At 68.6% G+C, this 14,652-nt stretch carries 13 protein-coding genes and 1 pseudogene; 5 read left to right on the forward strand and 9 right to left on the reverse strand.

The window, feature by feature from the left end; all coding sequences use genetic code 11:
- Nucleotides 1-132: 132 nt before the first annotated feature.
- The gene (locus tag B9W62_RS40645; protein WP_256976255.1) at nucleotides 133-255 is read left to right on the forward strand and encodes a hypothetical protein; all 123 of its coding nucleotides are present in this window, start codon (nucleotides 133-135) and stop codon (nucleotides 253-255) included.
- A 92-nt stretch (nucleotides 256-347) separates the two neighbouring features.
- On the forward strand, nucleotides 348-1,049 hold the full coding sequence (locus B9W62_RS09405) for a GNAT family N-acetyltransferase (RefSeq protein ID WP_087806747.1): 702 nt from the start codon (nucleotides 348-350) through the stop codon (nucleotides 1,047-1,049).
- 90 nt (nucleotides 1,050-1,139) lie between these two features.
- Here the strand turns inward: B9W62_RS09405 and B9W62_RS09410 are convergent, their stop codons facing one another.
- A complete protein-coding gene (locus tag B9W62_RS09410; RefSeq protein ID WP_087806748.1) occupies nucleotides 1,140-2,567 on the reverse strand; it encodes a non-reducing end alpha-L-arabinofuranosidase family hydrolase in 1,428 nt (475 codons plus the stop codon).
- Nucleotides 2,568-3,165: 598 nt separating this feature from the next.
- Here B9W62_RS09410 and B9W62_RS09415 point away from each other — a divergent pair.
- The 3 genes and pseudogenes from B9W62_RS09415 (at nucleotide 3,166) to B9W62_RS40135 (ending at nucleotide 5,464) form a co-directional block, all read left to right on the forward strand.
- Nucleotides 3,166-4,599: an endo-1,4-beta-xylanase gene (locus tag B9W62_RS09415; RefSeq protein WP_087806749.1), complete on the forward strand. Its 1,434-nt coding sequence runs from the start codon at nucleotides 3,166-3,168 to the stop codon at nucleotides 4,597-4,599.
- Nucleotides 4,600-4,745: 146 nt separating this feature from the next.
- Nucleotides 4,746-4,865, forward strand: a pseudogene (locus B9W62_RS41105) (IS630 family transposase); the annotation flags it as partial.
- 158 nt (nucleotides 4,866-5,023) lie between these two features.
- Entirely contained in the window at nucleotides 5,024-5,464 is a 441-nt protein-coding gene (locus B9W62_RS40135; protein WP_179235410.1) for a hypothetical protein, read from the forward strand.
- 236 nt (nucleotides 5,465-5,700) lie between these two features.
- Here the strand turns inward: B9W62_RS40135 and B9W62_RS09430 are convergent, their stop codons facing one another.
- The 8 genes from B9W62_RS09430 to B9W62_RS09465 all read right to left on the reverse strand — a co-directional run bounded on the left by B9W62_RS09430 (nucleotide 5,701) and on the right by B9W62_RS09465 (nucleotide 14,624).
- Nucleotides 5,701-6,417 carry a DUF4839 domain-containing protein gene (locus B9W62_RS09430; RefSeq protein WP_087806751.1) on the reverse strand — a complete coding sequence of 239 codons (717 nt, stop codon included), beginning with the start codon at nucleotides 6,415-6,417 and terminating at the stop codon, nucleotides 5,701-5,703.
- Nucleotides 6,418-6,999: 582 nt separating this feature from the next.
- Entirely contained in the window at nucleotides 7,000-7,392 is a 393-nt protein-coding gene (locus tag B9W62_RS09435; RefSeq protein WP_087806752.1) for a type II toxin-antitoxin system death-on-curing family toxin, read from the reverse strand.
- On the reverse strand, nucleotides 7,389-7,583 hold the full coding sequence (locus B9W62_RS09440; RefSeq protein WP_030862426.1) for a ribbon-helix-helix protein, CopG family: 195 nt from the start codon (nucleotides 7,581-7,583) through the stop codon (nucleotides 7,389-7,391). Before B9W62_RS09440 ends, B9W62_RS09435 begins: the two co-directional genes overlap by 4 nt.
- A gap of 287 nt (nucleotides 7,584-7,870) precedes the next feature.
- Complete coding sequence (locus B9W62_RS09445) at nucleotides 7,871-9,271, reverse strand: class I SAM-dependent RNA methyltransferase (RefSeq protein ID WP_087806753.1); 1,401 nt, start codon at nucleotides 9,269-9,271, stop codon at nucleotides 7,871-7,873.
- 80 nt (nucleotides 9,272-9,351) lie between these two features.
- Nucleotides 9,352-11,424, reverse strand: coding sequence for an APC family permease (locus B9W62_RS09450; protein ID WP_087806754.1), 2,073 nt, complete (start codon nucleotides 11,422-11,424; stop codon nucleotides 9,352-9,354).
- 296 nt (nucleotides 11,425-11,720) lie between these two features.
- Nucleotides 11,721-12,608 carry a lysophospholipid acyltransferase family protein gene (locus B9W62_RS09455; protein ID WP_087806755.1) on the reverse strand — a complete coding sequence of 296 codons (888 nt, stop codon included), beginning with the start codon at nucleotides 12,606-12,608 and terminating at the stop codon, nucleotides 11,721-11,723.
- A 104-nt stretch (nucleotides 12,609-12,712) separates the two neighbouring features.
- The gene (locus B9W62_RS09460; protein ID WP_087806756.1) at nucleotides 12,713-13,393 is read right to left on the reverse strand and encodes a DUF1295 domain-containing protein; all 681 of its coding nucleotides are present in this window, start codon (nucleotides 13,391-13,393) and stop codon (nucleotides 12,713-12,715) included.
- 43 nt (nucleotides 13,394-13,436) lie between these two features.
- Complete coding sequence (locus tag B9W62_RS09465) at nucleotides 13,437-14,624, reverse strand: aromatic ring-hydroxylating oxygenase subunit alpha (RefSeq protein ID WP_087806757.1); 1,188 nt, start codon at nucleotides 14,622-14,624, stop codon at nucleotides 13,437-13,439.
- Between the last annotated feature and the right edge of the window lie 28 nt (nucleotides 14,625-14,652).

Here is a 14,652-nt window from a genome sequence, read left to right on the forward strand (position 1 = left end):
TGACCGCGCGATGCGGCGAGTGACCCATCCACGGCCGGCAGCGCCAAGGCCGGCAGCGCCAGGGGCGGCAGGCTGCCCGGCCGGGCGAAACCGGTCGTCCGCTCCGTCGGCCGCGGATGCAAGACTGAGGCAATGCTCATACAGTCCACGGCTCGAGCGTTCTTCGCCGGGCCGGGCGTACGCCGAGGCATGGACCGGGTCACCAGGGCCGTACTGATCGGGTTCGGACCGAAGGTCGCCACGACCCGGCCCTGACTCCCGGAGGACGTCGACAGCGCGCCCGGAGCGCCGCCGGAGGTGGCCCCGACTTGCCCGACCACCGCGCCCACCAGGAAGGAATCAGCACCATGGCCCACGACGCCGACGCGGTACTCGACGACCCGGTAGGTCAGTCGCTCGGTGGTCGGCACGCGCATCTCGCCCGCCGCCTCGGCCGGGCCGCCACCTACCACAGGGAGGTGGCGACCTTCTCCGCCGTGTCCACCGAGCCGGACGCGGCGGACTGGGCCGACCTCGCCGGGTTGCTCGGTCCGGGCGCCTTCGCCGACCTGTTCAGCTGTCCGGCGGTCCCGCCGCCGACGTGGGAGCCGGTCTTCAGCCTGGAGGGCCGTCAGATGATCTGGTCCGGCGGCACCCCGGACGGGCCTGCCGCGGAGTCCGGCGCCGGCCTGGTCGAACTGGGCCCGGACAGCGTGCCCGACATGCTCGACCTCGCCGCGCGGACCGAGCCGGGACCCTTCTGGCCACGCACCCACGAACTCGGCACGTACCTGGGGGTCCGGGTCGACGGCATCCTGGTGGCGATGGCCGGAGAGCGCCTGCGCCCGCCGGGCTGGACGGAGATCAGCGCCGTCTGCACCGCCCCCGACGCACGGGGGCGAGGCCACGCCGCCCGCCTGATCAGTACGCTCGCCGCCCGCATCGTGGCGCGAGGCGAGCGCCCCGTCCTCCACGTGGCCGAGACGAACACCGGCGCCGTCGCACTGTACGAGCGGCTCGGCTTCCGGACCCGCAGACAGGTGACCTTCCGAGGCTTCCGCACCCCCTGACGGCCCGCCCTCGAACCCCGCCCGGACCGGACCGGTCCGCCCCCGCACACCGGGGACAGGGCCGGGCCGGCTCCGGGCGGCGCGGCGGGGTCAGCGCCGCAGGGTGAGGACGCCCGGCCGCCACGGCAGCCGGTTGTATTCCCCGCCCGCGTCAGGGTCCTTGCCCTGGTAGAGAAGCTGCAAGTTGCAGGGGTCGATGGTCATGGTCTGGTCGGGGTTGTCGCGGACCAGGTCACCGTGGCTGATGTCGTTGGTCCAGGTGGCACCGCTGTTGGCCCGGCCCGCGAAGGGGTTGCTCTCGGTGGCGGCCTGCGGGGCCCACGCCCCGTTCAGGCTGGAGGCAGTGAAGGACCGGAAATAGCGCCCGTTCGCGCCCATCGCCTCGACGATCATGAGGTACTGGTTCTGGCCCTGGACCTTGTAGACCTGCACGCCCTCGAAGAGGTTGGCCTTCGTGTCACTCATGATCGTCGTGTACGACGATCCGAAGTTGCCCGGGAAGTTCCCGATCGGCATGCTCGCCCGGTAGATCTTGCCGTTGTCGCCCGCGAAGAACAGGTACATGTTCTGGCCGTCGGCAATCAGCGTCTGGTCGATCGGTCCGGTGTCGGAGCCGGAGATGCTCCCGGTGAACAGCGGCTGCGGAGCGGACCAGCCGTTGGGGTTGGTGGGATCGCTCGACGTGCGGTAGATGAAGGGCCAGGAGCCCCACTGGTACGCCAGCACCCAGATGTTCTTGGGCGCGAAGTAGAACAGCGTCGGCGCCACCGCGGCCTGGCTCATCCCGGTCTGGCCGGCCGATGCCATGTCCGACCAGTTGGTGAAGGGAGCGAACATCATCGAGCCGTACGACGATCCCGAGAAGTTGGACGCGTAGACCAGGTGCTTGCCGTTGTGCGTCACGGTGGTGAAGTCCTTCACCGCCGCCCACCCGTTCGCCGGCTGCGCCAGCACGCCCGTCGACGTCCACCGGTAGGTCGACGGCAGGGAACACGGGCCGTCCGTCGGCGGGGTGCCGGACAGGCCGGTCCACTTCTGGTTGCTGCCGCCGTTGCACGTCCACAGCTGCACCGCCGTGCCGTTGGCCGTGCCGTTGTCCTTCACGTCCAGGCACAGCCCGGACTCCACACCGACGACTGTGCCGTCGGAGTTCACCCGCCACTGCTGGTTCGCGGCGCCGGTGCAGCTCCAGATCTGCACCCGGGTACCGGCCGTAGTGGCGTGTCCCGGAACGTCCAGGCACTTGTCGCCGTACACGGTCAGCCCGCCGGCGTCTGTCAACGTCCACTGCTGGTTGGTCCCGCCCCAGCAGTCGTAGATTTGCAGGTACGTACCGTTGGTCTGCTCGGCGCCCAGCACATCGAGGCACCGGTTCGACGCAACACCGCGCAGGGCACCGCTGGTGGCCGCCTGGGCCGGGGCGGTGGCGACGAGTAGTGCCGCCAACGCGGCCAGGGCCGCGACCACGGCGGCGAGCACCGCGGACGGATGCCTGCGGCTCAAACTTCCTCTGTGCATGGGCACTTCCCCAACCTTGAGACGAAGAGAGCACCGACAAGGAACTGGCAGGTGCATGACATACAGGGCATACACGCGACGCACGCACGACAGGCACGACACACACGGAGCCAGGTGGTTCGAAATATCGCACACAATCCGAAGTGTCGAGCAACCCGAATGATAGGTAGCCGGGGAACGGCGTCAATACCCCTCGCACACGTCGCCATCGTTGTCGAAAGTTTCGCTGTTACCTCTGCGTGAAACGTCGCACGTCACACCGTCGACGCTCGACGCGCGACCCGTCATCCCCACTCAAGAGCCTGCACTGACGACGCCACCAGCGGACCACTGCCCACTCACCCGCACCATCGAAAGTTTCGACGAAGAAACAGAAACTTTTCCTGCGAGAAGCATTGACGATGCATCACCGGCACCTCGATCATTCCTGTCTGGACAACCGGGCACAGCTCGATATCTCGAACCGCACCAGCCTTGGGCATCCCGTCCGCCCGGGCCCCCGCCCGCCCCGTCCATCCGTCCGTCTGCCGTATGGGAGCGGACGCCGCAAGCCCCCTCGCTCCAGTCCATCCGTGACGTCCGCTTTGGAGGCACAGCAATGGGCTCGTACGCCCTTCCCAGATCCTCTGTCCGCCGCAAGATCCGCGGCCTGCTGCTGGCGCTGGTCGTCGGCGCCACCGCTACCGCCACCGCACTGGTCACACCGCCGACCGCACACGCCGCCGAGAGCACACTCGGCGCGGCAGCGGCACAGAGCGGCCGCTACTTCGGCGTCGCCGTCGCCTCGGGCAGGCTGGGCGACTCGACCTACACGTCGATCGCGAACCGCGAGTTCAACTCGGTGACGGCCGAGAACGAGATGAAGATCGACGCCACCGAACCGCAGCGGGGCCAGTTCAACTTCAGCGCCGCCGACCGCGTCTACAACTGGGCCGTGCAGAACGGCAAGGAGGTGCGCGGTCACACCCTGGCCTGGCACTCCCAGCAGCCCGGCTGGATGCAGAGCCTCAGCGGCAGCGCCCTGCGCCAGGCGATGATCGACCACATCAACGGCGTGATGGCCCACTACAAGGGCAAGATCGCGCAGTGGGACGTCGTGAACGAGGCCTTCGCCGACGGCAGTTCGGGAGCCCGGCGGGACTCCAACCTGCAACGCACCGGCAACGACTGGATCGAGGTCGCCTTCCGCACCGCGCGCGCCGCCGACCCGTCCGCCAAGCTCTGCTACAACGACTACAACGTCGAGAACTGGAACTGGGCGAAGACCCAGGCCATGTACAACATGGTCCGGGACTTCAAGCAGCGGGGCGTGCCGATCGACTGCGTCGGCTTCCAGTCGCACTTCAACAGCGGCAGCCCCTACGACAGCAACTTCCGCACCACGCTCCAGAACTTCGCCGCCCTCGGCGTCGACGTGGCCGTCACCGAACTCGACATCCAGGGTGCCTCGCCCACGACCTACGCCAACGTGGTCAACGACTGCCTGGCCGTCTCACGCTGCCTCGGCATCACCGTCTGGGGTGTGCGCGACAGCGACTCCTGGCGGGCGGAGCAGACGCCGCTGCTGTTCAACAACGACGGCAGCAAGAAGGCGGCGTACACGGCCGTGCTGAACGCCCTCAACGGCGGCGACTCCACGGAGCCCCCCGCCGACGGCGGACAGATCAAGGGCGTCGGCTCGGGCCGCTGCCTGGACGTGCCCAGTGCCAGCACCACCGACGGCACTCAGATCCAGCTGTGGGACTGCCACAGCAACAGCAACCAGCAGTGGGCGTCCACCGACGCCGGTGAGCTGCGGGTCTACGGCGACAAGTGCCTGGACGCCGCCGGCACCGGCAACGGCGCCAGGGTCCAGATCTACAGCTGCTGGGGCGGCGACAACCAGAAGTGGCGCCTGAACTCCGACGGCTCCATCGTCGGCGTCCAGTCCGGCCTCTGCCTGGACGCCGTCGGGGCCGGCACCGCCAACGGCACCCAGATCCAGCTCTACACCTGCTCCAACGGCAGCAACCAGCGCTGGACCCGCGCCTGACCAGACCTGCCCCACGGAAAACGCCGATACCCGCGAGGGCCGCCGCCGTGACGGCGGCGACCCTCGCGGTCGGCACACCCGCCACGGTACGTCCGACGCCGGCCTCCACCACCGCGGAGCCCGCCCCGCGGCCAAGCCACCCGACATTCACCCTGGCCAACTCGAACCATCGCAGCCACCCCGCGCAAACCCGGGCTCTGCACCGATACCTGCGCTGGCGCAACACCAATGCCCGCCACCCCGACGTCCTGGCCGACCAGCGGAGGATCTTCTCGTTAAGTCCGTTTCTGATAGCGGCCACTCAGGGCACCCTGAAACGTTCGAGGTACCGCCGAGGCGCTGCGTACCCCAGGGTTGGAGTTCAGTCAGCTTCGACCCGACGGGAGGCGTCCGCATGCGCGGCGCGATGAGAACCGTATTGGGCATGGCCGCCACAGGCATGCTCGTTCTGGCGATGAGCAACCCGGCAGCCGCCGCCACGATGGAGTACGACACCGCGGTGAAGGACACGACATCGGTCAACGACTACTACTGCGTGGTCAAGGACGACCTCTGGCCCACCGCCCGTGCCTGCTTCAAGCCGTACGGCGACGTCCTTTTCGCCGGCGACGAATTCAAAGACGGCGCCTCCGCCGTCACCAAGTGGCAGAACGAGCTCAAGGACCGTAACGGGAACTGGGGGCTCTACCGCAACGGAGAGTGCACGTGGTCGGGCGGTTCCGGCACCCAGGGGTCCTGCAACAAGGAGATGTACGAGTACAGCAGCAAGAACGCCCACGGCGGCGTGGGCAGTCGGGTGCGGGTCAAGGCGTGCCTCAGCAACGACTCGTGCAGCTCGTGGAGCCGTTGGATCCTCAACGCCTGAGTGGGCGTTTGATGTTGATTCGCGCCAACCGTTTCAGCACACTTTGCCTGGTTTGATGGCCAACGCGCATGGCCTGAGATATCTCCGGACATCCGCCGGGCTGGATGCGGGCATGGGTCAAGGATGGCGCTGCCGTCTGGCAAGCTGGTGGTGAAGTTCAGAACTCTCGAATGGACAGAGCAAGGAGCCGTTCCATCGGGCAGCTCCCTCCATGTTGGGAAGGCTGGCCATCTCGGCTACCGGGTCTCCGTCGAGACCGGGGCGAGGCGGAACAGGCACTGGACCGTGTCGAACTCGATCACCTCGGCGATGAAGCGGAACTTGTCGCCAACTGCAACGGTGGCAGGGACCTCCTTGCCGGTCAGGTGGAGGTTGCCGGTGTTGACGTCCTCGTACTTGAAGTTCGGGCCGTCCGTCGTCTGCGGCCCCTTGTCGCCCGGGCCGAGAAGGAAGTCGTAGCGGGTCCGGTCAACTGCGTGGGCCGCCATGTGCCTAATTGACCCGTCGAAGGCGACCGTCCGCCCCTCGTGCTTGGTTGCGAAGTTCACGTTCGCTTCGCCACACGGATCCGCCTGCAACAACGTCGCGAACTCGGGACTGTTCTGCGCCGTGATCACCTCAGCGGTGGTCGGCTCGTCTTCGGGCGACGTAGCGGAAGGCTTCTCACTGGCAGTCGGCGAACTGGCTGACGCGCCCTTCTCCTCGTCGCCGTCACCAAGCGCAACGCCCGTGCCGATGATGGCGGCCAAGAGCACGAGGGCGGCTGCCCCCGCCCCGATCAGACGCCAAGGCAGTGGCCTCTTCGGCCGACGGAAGTTGAGGGTGGTGCGAAGTCTGCCTGGGAGCTGTTCCACGAGCTCCCATCCGTCCTTCTGCATCTTCGAGATCACCAAAGCGTCGGTACCCCGAACGGTCTGCACGGCCTTGTACTCGTACTTGATCTCATCGACCATGCGGCTCTCCGCCCCCTGAAGCGAACTGGTCATACCAACTGGGCGCGAGCATAGATGACTTCGCGAGAGGCGAACGTGGCCTCCGACCCCTGCTCTCCCTCTCGACCGGGTCGCTCGCTGCCGCGCCTGAGCAGCGCGTCTCGGTGTGGATGCAGGGCATAAAGACGACGTCGATGCCTACGCCTGTCCGTCGCCGTTCGACACTGACGGCCGCAGAGGGCTCCCCCACGAACAGCCGCCCGACTCGAACTCGTGATCGTGACCATGTTCCGCTCGCAGAGAGGACCGGCTCAGTATGCGCGGGGGGCGCGAGGGGCACGGACAGCGCGTTCCGTGACCGCCGGGAGAACAGGGGCGGGTGTTGGTTGGAAAGAGACCGCCGTACCCAATGTGGACCTTGCCTGCCGCCCAAACGGGAAGGCGTCGTGGGACGCCATTCTCGCGCCGAGCGGACCCGCTGCCCCATCTCGCGAAAGCATACGCATCCACCCGCTGAACGAACGGGTCAGTCCCCCGGCGGGCTGCCAGAAGCCAGCACCGCTCCCAGACCCTCATTCCGTCCTGTACCCACGACGTCGGACGTCAGGAAACGGGAAACCAAGCCGACAGGCGCTTGGCAATAGCCGGTACATCGATGTTGTCCTGCTCGACTTCCTCGACGAACGGGCCGGCCACTGAGACGGGCGGTGGGACGGTATTGGCACTGACGCCGTTGAATCGCAGGAAGACACGCATGGCGAGCCAGGCGGTGCGTTTGTTGCCGTCGATCAGCGCCTGATTGCGGGCGACGGAGTGCAGCAGCGCCGCCGCCTTCTCGTGCAGCGTGGGATACAGCTCCGCTCCGAACACGTTCAATCGAGGTCGCTCGATCGCCGACACCAGAAGACCCATGTCACGCACACTGTGCTCGGTACCGTTGACCGCGCGGGCGATGGCCAGGATCTCGTCGACCTGGAGGTAGCGCACGTCCGTCACTTCAGGTAGTCCAGGATCTCCGCGTCACTGTCCATCAGCTCGGCCAAGACGTCATCGACCTTCAGCTCGGCCCGGTCCTGGGCCTCACGGATGGCCTCGATGGCAAGTTCCTGCTTGCTGCGACCCTCCCGACGAGCTCGCTCGGTGAGCTTCGCGTCAAGATCGTCGGGGAGCCGGAGTGTCATCGCCATACACGGATGATACCTGACCGGTATCACTGCGGCGCGGTCGAGTTGCATTCCCCGGCAACGCGCAGCCGGAGATGGCGGCTCAGCTTGGGGCGGAGGTGCAGCAGCGACTTCCGCTTCGAGCGTCGCCCGAGCGTCAAGATTCTCCGCACGTCCCTCTATATGCGTCGCCCATACCGGCACCTCGTTAGAACCCACAGGTCAGCAAGGTGCAAAGATCAATCCCCCGCTCGAACCGCTGCACTTCGGGAAACAGGTCGAGCAACCCACCCGGACCGCAAAACCGCAGGTCAGACGCCCTTGTCGGCGGGCTCAAGGATCGCGACGCACTCCACATGATGCGTCATCGGAAACAGATCGAACACCCGCAGCATCCGCACCCGGTACCCCCCGTCCCGGAAGTACCCCAGGTCCCGGGCGAGAGCCGCCGGGTCGCAGGCCACGTAGGCGATGCGGCGGGCGGCCAGTGACGAGAGGTGCTGGACCGTCTTGCGGCCGGCGCCCGCGCGGGGCGGGTCGAGGACGATGAGGTCGACCTCGTCGATGCCGGTGCGGGGCAGGACGGACTCGACCTTGCCCTGCTCGATGCGGACGCGGTCGAAGGCGGCGAGGTTGTGGCGGGCGTCCTCGACGGCGCGCTTGCCGGACTCGATGCCGAGGACCGCGCCCTGGTCGCCGACGCGGTCGGCCAGGGCGCCGGCGAAGAGGCCGACCCCGCAGTAGAGGTCGAGGGCCATGTCGCCCTTGCGGGGCAGCAGGCCCTGCATGACCGCCGTGACCAGGGTGTCGGCGGCCTTCGGGTGGACCTGCCAGAAGCCGCCGGAGCCGACGCGGTAGGTGCGGCCGTCGGCGCGCTCGCGGACGAAGGGGCGGCCGTGGACGCGGTGGACGCCGCCGTCCTTCTCGCCGACCCGCATGACCGAGACCGGGCGGTCCAGCTCGACGAGGGGGAGGCGGGCGCCGGGGCGCGGGGTCAGGATGACCTGGCGGTCCTGGGAGCCGGTGGCCGCGATCGCCTCGACGGACTCCATGCCCGCCCAGTCCCGCGCCTCGATGCCCAGCTCGCTGACGCCCTCCGCCGCGATCATGCAGTGGTCGATCGGCTCGATCTCGTGGGAGCGGTGCTTGCGCAGGCCCGCGCGACCGTCCGTGTCCACCGCGTACTGCACGCGCGTGCGCCAGGACGGGACCTGGCCGGCGGGCACCTTGTCGCCCTCGGCCGGCATCACCGTGCCGTCCCAGCCGGCCTCCTCGGGGGTCAGGCCCGCCAGGCGCTGGAGCTGTTCGGCGACGACCTCGCCCTTCAGGCGGCGCTGGGCGCCCGGCTTGGCGTGCTGCCAGTCGCAGCCGCCGCAGCGGCCGGGGCCCGCGAAGGGGCAGGGGGCCTCGATGCGGTCCTTGGAAGGGTCCAGGATCTCGACCGCGTCCGCGCGCAGGAAGCGGGCGCCCTCCTCGCCCTCCGTCACCCGCGCGACGACGCGCTCGCCGGGCAGCGTGTGCCGGACGAACAGCACCTGTCCCTCGGACGTGCGGGCGATGCAGTGGCCGCCGTGGGCGACGGGGCCGACCTCGACCTCGTACTCCTCCCCCACGAGCGAGACCGGCCGCGGGGCCGGCTCCGAAACCGGCTCCGAGACCGGCTCCGAGACCGCTCGCTTCTCCGCCTGCGACTTCTTCGGTTCTGCCTGCATGGCGGGGTGACTCCAGAGAACGGGGACGACGGGGACCTACGGGTGACGACAGGTGCCGCAAAGGACAACAGCCGTCCAGTCTACGTGGACGACGAGGAATCCTTCGTACGGTCGCGGTCCTGGTGCTGGGCCGGCCCTCGCCGGACCGCACCGGGCGCGCTCCAGTCCTGGCGCTTGCGGGCCCGGCGCCGGGCGGCCTCGGAGGACTCCAGCTGGTACGGGACGGAGGTGACCATGACGCCCGGCGTGAACAGCAGGCGGCCCTTGAGGCGCAGGGCGCTCTGGTTGTGCAGCAGGTGCTCGTACCAGTGGCCGACCACGTACTCGGGGATGATCACCGAGACCGCGTCGCGCGGGGACTCCTTGCGCAGGCCCTTGACGTACTCGATGACCGGCCGCGTGATCTCGCGGTACGGCGAGTCCAGGACCTTCAGCGGGACGGCGATGCCGCGGCGCTCCCACTCCTCGCGCAGGGCCTTCGTCTCGACCGGGTCGACGTTGACGCTGAGCGCCTCCAGGCTGTCGGAGCGCATCAGCTTGGCGTAGGCGAGGGCGCGCAGCGTGGGGCGGTGGATCTTGGAGATGAGGACCACCGAGTGGACGCGGGAGGGGCGCACCATGTCGTCGCTCTGTGCCTCCTCGGGGTCCTCGGGGGCCGCGATCTCCTCGGCGACGCGGTCGTAGTGCTTGCGGATCGCCGTCATGGTCGCGAAGAAGATGCACATGCCGAGCAGCGCGACCCAGGCGCCGTGCGTGAACTTGGTCGCCAGGACCACGACGAGGACGAGGCCGGTGAAGAAGGCGCCGAAGGCGTTGATCGCGCGGGAGCGCATCATGTGGCGGCGCTTGGCCTGGTCACGCTCGGTGGCCAGGTGGCGGTTCCAGTGCCGGACCATGCCGATCTGGCTGAGCGTGAAGGACACGAAGACGCCGACGATGTAGAGCTGGATCAGTCGGGTCGAGTCGGCGCCGTAGACGACGACCAGGAGCGTGGCGGCGCCGGCCAGGAGCACGATGCCGTTGGAGAAGGCCAGGCGGTCGCCGCGGGTGTGCAGCTGGCGCGGCAGGTAGCGGTCCTGGGCGAGGATCGAGCCGAGCAGCGGGAAGCCGTTGTAGGCGGTGTTGGCGGCAAGGAAGAGGACCAGGGCGGTGGCGGCGGCCAGCACGATGAACAGGAAGCTGCCCTCGCCGAAGACCGCCTCGGCGACCTGGGAGATCACCGGGTGCTGGACGTAGTCAGCGCCGACGGCGACGCCGTTGTGGAACAGCTCGGTGGCCGGGTTCTCGGACATGCGCACGTCGGTCGCGGAGGCCAGCGCGATGATGCCGCAGAACATGGTGACGGCGAGCAGGCCCATCATCGCGAGGGTGTTCCCCGCGTTCTTGGACTTGGGCTTGCGGAAGGCCGGGACGCCGTTGGAGATCGCCTCGACGCCGGTGAGCGCGGCGCAGCCGGAGGAGAAGGCCCGCAGCAGGAGGAAGACCAGGGCGAAGCCGGCCAGGCCGCCGTGTTCCGGCTTGATCTCGTAGTCCGCGGTCGGGGCCCGCATGGTGTCGTCCAGGACCAGGCCGCGGAACGCGCCCCACACGATCATGATGAAGACGCCCGCGACGAAGACGTACGTCGGGATCGCGAACAGGCTGCCCGACTCCTTGACCCCGCGCAGGTTCATCAGCGTCAGCAGCAGGATGACGGCGACCGCGCACAGGACCTTGTGCTCGACGACGAACGGGATCGCCGAACCGAGGTTCTCGATGCCGGAGGAGATGGAGACCGCGACGGTCAGGACGTAGTCGACCAGCAGGGCGCTGGCGACGGTCAGACCGGCCTTGGGTCCGAGGTTGGTGGTGGCCACCTCGTAGTCGCCGCCGCCGCTCGGGTAGGCGTGCACGTTCTGCCGGTACGAGGCGACGACCGTGAACATCAGGACGACGACCGCGACCGCGATCCAGGGGCTGAAGTGGTACGCCGACACGCCCGCGATGGACAGGACGAGCAGCACCTCGCCGGGTGCGTACGCGACGGAGGACAGCGGGTCGGACGCGAACACGGGCAGCGCGATGCGCTTCGGCAGGAGCGTTTCGCCCAGCCGGTCGCTGCGCAGTGCGCGCCCGATGAGGATCCGCTTGGGCACGTCGGTCAGTTTGGACACAACAGAGGATCGTAGGCGTTCGAACGGGCGACCGCCCAACCGCCACCCCCGATCAGCCGTCCGTCTGCTCTACGGGTGAATCGCAGGGGTGGTACGGCTGCGGATGGAGCGGCCGGCCGCGTTCGCATGGCTATATGACGAACACCGCCCGTCACCCGGTGAGGGAGATCCCATGCATCTGTCCGCGGAGCTGATCGGCGGCGTGGTCGCGCTCGCCGGTCTCGGCGTCCTGGCCTTCGCGAGTATCCGCAGCATCGGCCGGCGGGGCTCGTCGGCGGGGGGCTGACGCGGGCGGCTCAGGCGAACGGGGAGCCGCGGCCCTCCAGCATCTCGTTGAGCGTGTGCTGGATGGTGTCCTTCACCTCGCCCGCGAGCTTCTCGACCACCAGCGGGTCCTCCGCGGCGTCCTCGGGGAAGCCGTCCGTGTGGATCGGGGCGCCGAAGCGGATGGTCCACTTGGTCGGCATCGGGATCAGGCCCAGCACGCCCAGCAGCGGGAAGGCCGGCGTGATCGGGAAGTACGGCAGCTTGAGCATCCGGGCCAGGGTGGGGGCCGAGCCGATCATCGGGTAGATCTCCTCGGCGCCGACGATCGAGCACGGCACCATGGGGCGGCGCGACCTCAGCGCGACCGCCGCGAAGCCGCCCCGGCCGAAGCGCTGAAGCCGGTAGCGCTCCTCGAAGGGCTTGCCGAGCCCTTTGTAGCCCTCCGGCATCACGCCGACCAGTTCGCCGGAGCCGAGCAGTCGCAGGGCGTTCTCCGGGCAGGCGCGGACGTGGCCGGCCTTGCGGGCGAGGTCGCGGACGACGGGGAGGTCGAAGGCCAGGTCCGCGGCGAGCAGCCGGAGCCTGCGGTGTGCGTCGTGGTGGTCGTGCAGCGCCACCTGGAGCATCAGGGCGTCCAGGGGCAGGGTGCCGGAGTGGTTGGCGACCAGGAGCGCGCCCCCCTCGGCCGGCACGTTCTCCAGACCCTCCAGGTCGACCCGGAAGTACTTCTCGTACAGCAGTCGCAGTGCGGGGAGCAGGTAGTCGTCCGTCAGCTCCGGGTCGAAGCCGAAGTCGTCGACGGCGCCCTCGTCGGAGGTCAGCCGGGCGAAGGCCTCGGCGCCGCCGGCCAGGACCTCGCGCAGCACCTCGGCGGTCAGGGACGCCTCGGCCTCTCCGAAGGGGATGTCTCCGGTCATACGTGCCTCGTCTCGCGTCTGTGGAGGGGATCTGGGAAGGCCGCCCGGTACGGCGGCCCCCCTCAGCCGGAGGGTGGGCCGCCGTACGCGTGTGACGGGCGGGGTCAGTACACGTAGGGGACGAACTTCGCCGTCCGGGACGCGTACTCGTCGAAGGCCTCGCCGTAGCGCTCGGCGAGGTACTTGTCGAGCATGGGGATGTTCAGGAAGACGAACATGCAGACCATGATCAGGGGGATGGCGAACGCCCACGGGGTGCCCGTGACCAGGGCGAACCCGGAGAAGAGAACGGCGTCACCGAAGTAGTTGATGTGCATCGAGTACTTGAACAGGCCTTCGGTGTAGAGCTTGCCCTTGTTCTCGGGGCGCTTCTTCCAGAGCTTGCGCTGGTATTCCGACCCCGTGTTCAGGTAGGACCCGAGGAAGTACAGCACGACGCCCAGCCAGGTGAACACGCTCACGCCTGCGTCGTTGGTGCCGCCGAAGTACGCCATCGTGCCGTGGATCACCAGGACCCAGATCCCGATGGTGGCCGACTCCGACCACTCCATACTGCGCTGGAGCATCACGAAGTTCGTGGCGATGAAGCGCAGCAGGTAGAGCACCGACAAGGCCGCCAGCAGGGCCCGGCGCAGGGTCGCCGCCTCGTCGAAGTCGGTGCCGAACCAGCCCGCCACGGTGTCGGCGCCGCCGAAGAGGAACCAGACCGCGCCGGCCACGGCGACGGTGTTGCAGGTGGTCACCAGGGTCTTGGGGCCGGTGGACGCGTCGTATCCGCCGTACATCTCTCACTCTCGCTCTCTTTTTGTCCGTCCCCCGTCTTCGGGTCTACGGGCGCGCGGCGGCGTCCTCCCGGGGCTTCGAGCCGTGCCGGCCGCCGGCGGCCGGCCTGCCGTTGGCCGCGGCGCGGGCCGCGGTCCCGTCGCGCCCGGCCTCCTCGGCGGCGGGAGCCGCCTCGGTCGTCGCCGGTGCCCTTGTCGCGGCGGCGTCCGCGAGGAGTTTGGCGCGCATCGAGATGTACTTGGCGTTCATCTCGTCGACGGGGATGAACTTGTTCACGCCGCCGGCGCTGATCTTGGGTTCCTGGTGCTCCATGATGCGGACGTCCTGGGGGTCCTGCACCCACTTCTCCATGTAGAGGGACGCCCAGGGCAGCAGACGGCGCAGCGGTTCGAACCGCAGTACCGGCTTGACCTGTTCGTACTCGTACCAGCGCAGGATGTGTTCCGTGTTCTCGTCGTCGATCGGGACCAGCCAGGAGGTGGTCTCGAACTGCTCGGTCTGCACGTGCACCATGCAGGGGAAGGTGAACGTGATGACGTAGTGGGTGGTGTTGGTGGGGTCGTCCTCCTGGCAGTGGTCGAAGGAGTAGCGGATGGTCTGCCCCTCCGCCTCCGTCTCCACCTGGTGGTTGGTGATCCGGGTGGCGGCCAGGTACCGCTCGCGGCCGTCGAGGCCGAACTTGCTCGGGGTGCCGTACAGGAGCAGGTAGTCGATGTAGTTGAACCAGTGGTCCCGGTGCACGTAGGTCACGTGGTAGAACTCGAGCAGGCTCTCGATGTAACGGGTGTAGTGCACCGGACGGGTCCAGCGCTTGGTCGCGTACAGCTTCCGGTTCTCCGTCACCTCGGCCGGGGCCGCCACCGGCGGCAGGCCGGCCGCCGGACGCTCGTCGCCCCACCACATCCACACCAGCCCGAACTCCTCCCGCACCGGATAGGTGGGGACGCGCAGCGAGCCGGGGATGCGGGCCTGCGGGCCCATGGCGGGGATCACCCGGCAGGCGCCGTCGGCTCCGTAGCGGAAGCCGTGGTACGGGCACTCGACGGTGTTGCCCTTCATGCGGCCGTCGCCGAGGTTGGCGCCCTTGTGCGGGCAACGGGCGCCCTGGCAGACGAGGTTGCCGTCGATGTCGCGCCAGAGCACGAGGTCCTGGCCCATGCGGCGCACACCGAGCGGCTTGTCGTTGCTCACCTCCTGTGCCTCGACGATGGGGTACCACTGGTTGGGGATCATCGGGTCGTCTCCCGTCTGGGGTGGGATT

The organism is Streptomyces sp. CS113, from assembly GCF_002188365.1.
Taxonomy (GTDB): domain Bacteria; phylum Actinomycetota; class Actinomycetes; order Streptomycetales; family Streptomycetaceae; genus Streptomyces; species Streptomyces tendae.

Bases quoted from the DNA above. Each gene is read 5' to 3' on its own strand.
- B9W62_RS40645 (WP_256976255.1), top strand. From the start codon at position 133: ATGCTCATACAGTCCACGGCTCGAGCGTTCTTCGCCGGGCCGGGCGTA.
- B9W62_RS09405 (WP_087806747.1), top strand. From the start codon at position 348: ATGGCCCACGACGCCGACGCGGTACTCGACGACCCGGTAGGTCAGTCG.
- B9W62_RS09410 (WP_087806748.1), bottom strand. From the start codon at position 2,567: ATGCACAGAGGAAGTTTGAGCCGCAGGCATCCGTCCGCGGTGCTCGCC.
- B9W62_RS09415 (WP_087806749.1), top strand. From the start codon at position 3,166: ATGGGCTCGTACGCCCTTCCCAGATCCTCTGTCCGCCGCAAGATCCGC.
- B9W62_RS40135 (WP_179235410.1), top strand. From the start codon at position 5,024: ATGGCCGCCACAGGCATGCTCGTTCTGGCGATGAGCAACCCGGCAGCC.
- B9W62_RS09430 (WP_087806751.1), bottom strand. From the start codon at position 6,417: ATGGTCGATGAGATCAAGTACGAGTACAAGGCCGTGCAGACCGTTCGG.
- B9W62_RS09440 (WP_030862426.1), bottom strand. From the start codon at position 7,583: ATGGCGATGACACTCCGGCTCCCCGACGATCTTGACGCGAAGCTCACC.
- B9W62_RS09445 (WP_087806753.1), bottom strand. From the start codon at position 9,271: ATGCAGGCAGAACCGAAGAAGTCGCAGGCGGAGAAGCGAGCGGTCTCG.
- B9W62_RS09455 (WP_087806755.1), bottom strand. From the start codon at position 12,608: ATGACCGGAGACATCCCCTTCGGAGAGGCCGAGGCGTCCCTGACCGCC.
- B9W62_RS09460 (WP_087806756.1), bottom strand. From the start codon at position 13,393: ATGTACGGCGGATACGACGCGTCCACCGGCCCCAAGACCCTGGTGACC.
- B9W62_RS09465 (WP_087806757.1), bottom strand. From the start codon at position 14,624: ATGATCCCCAACCAGTGGTACCCCATCGTCGAGGCACAGGAGGTGAGC.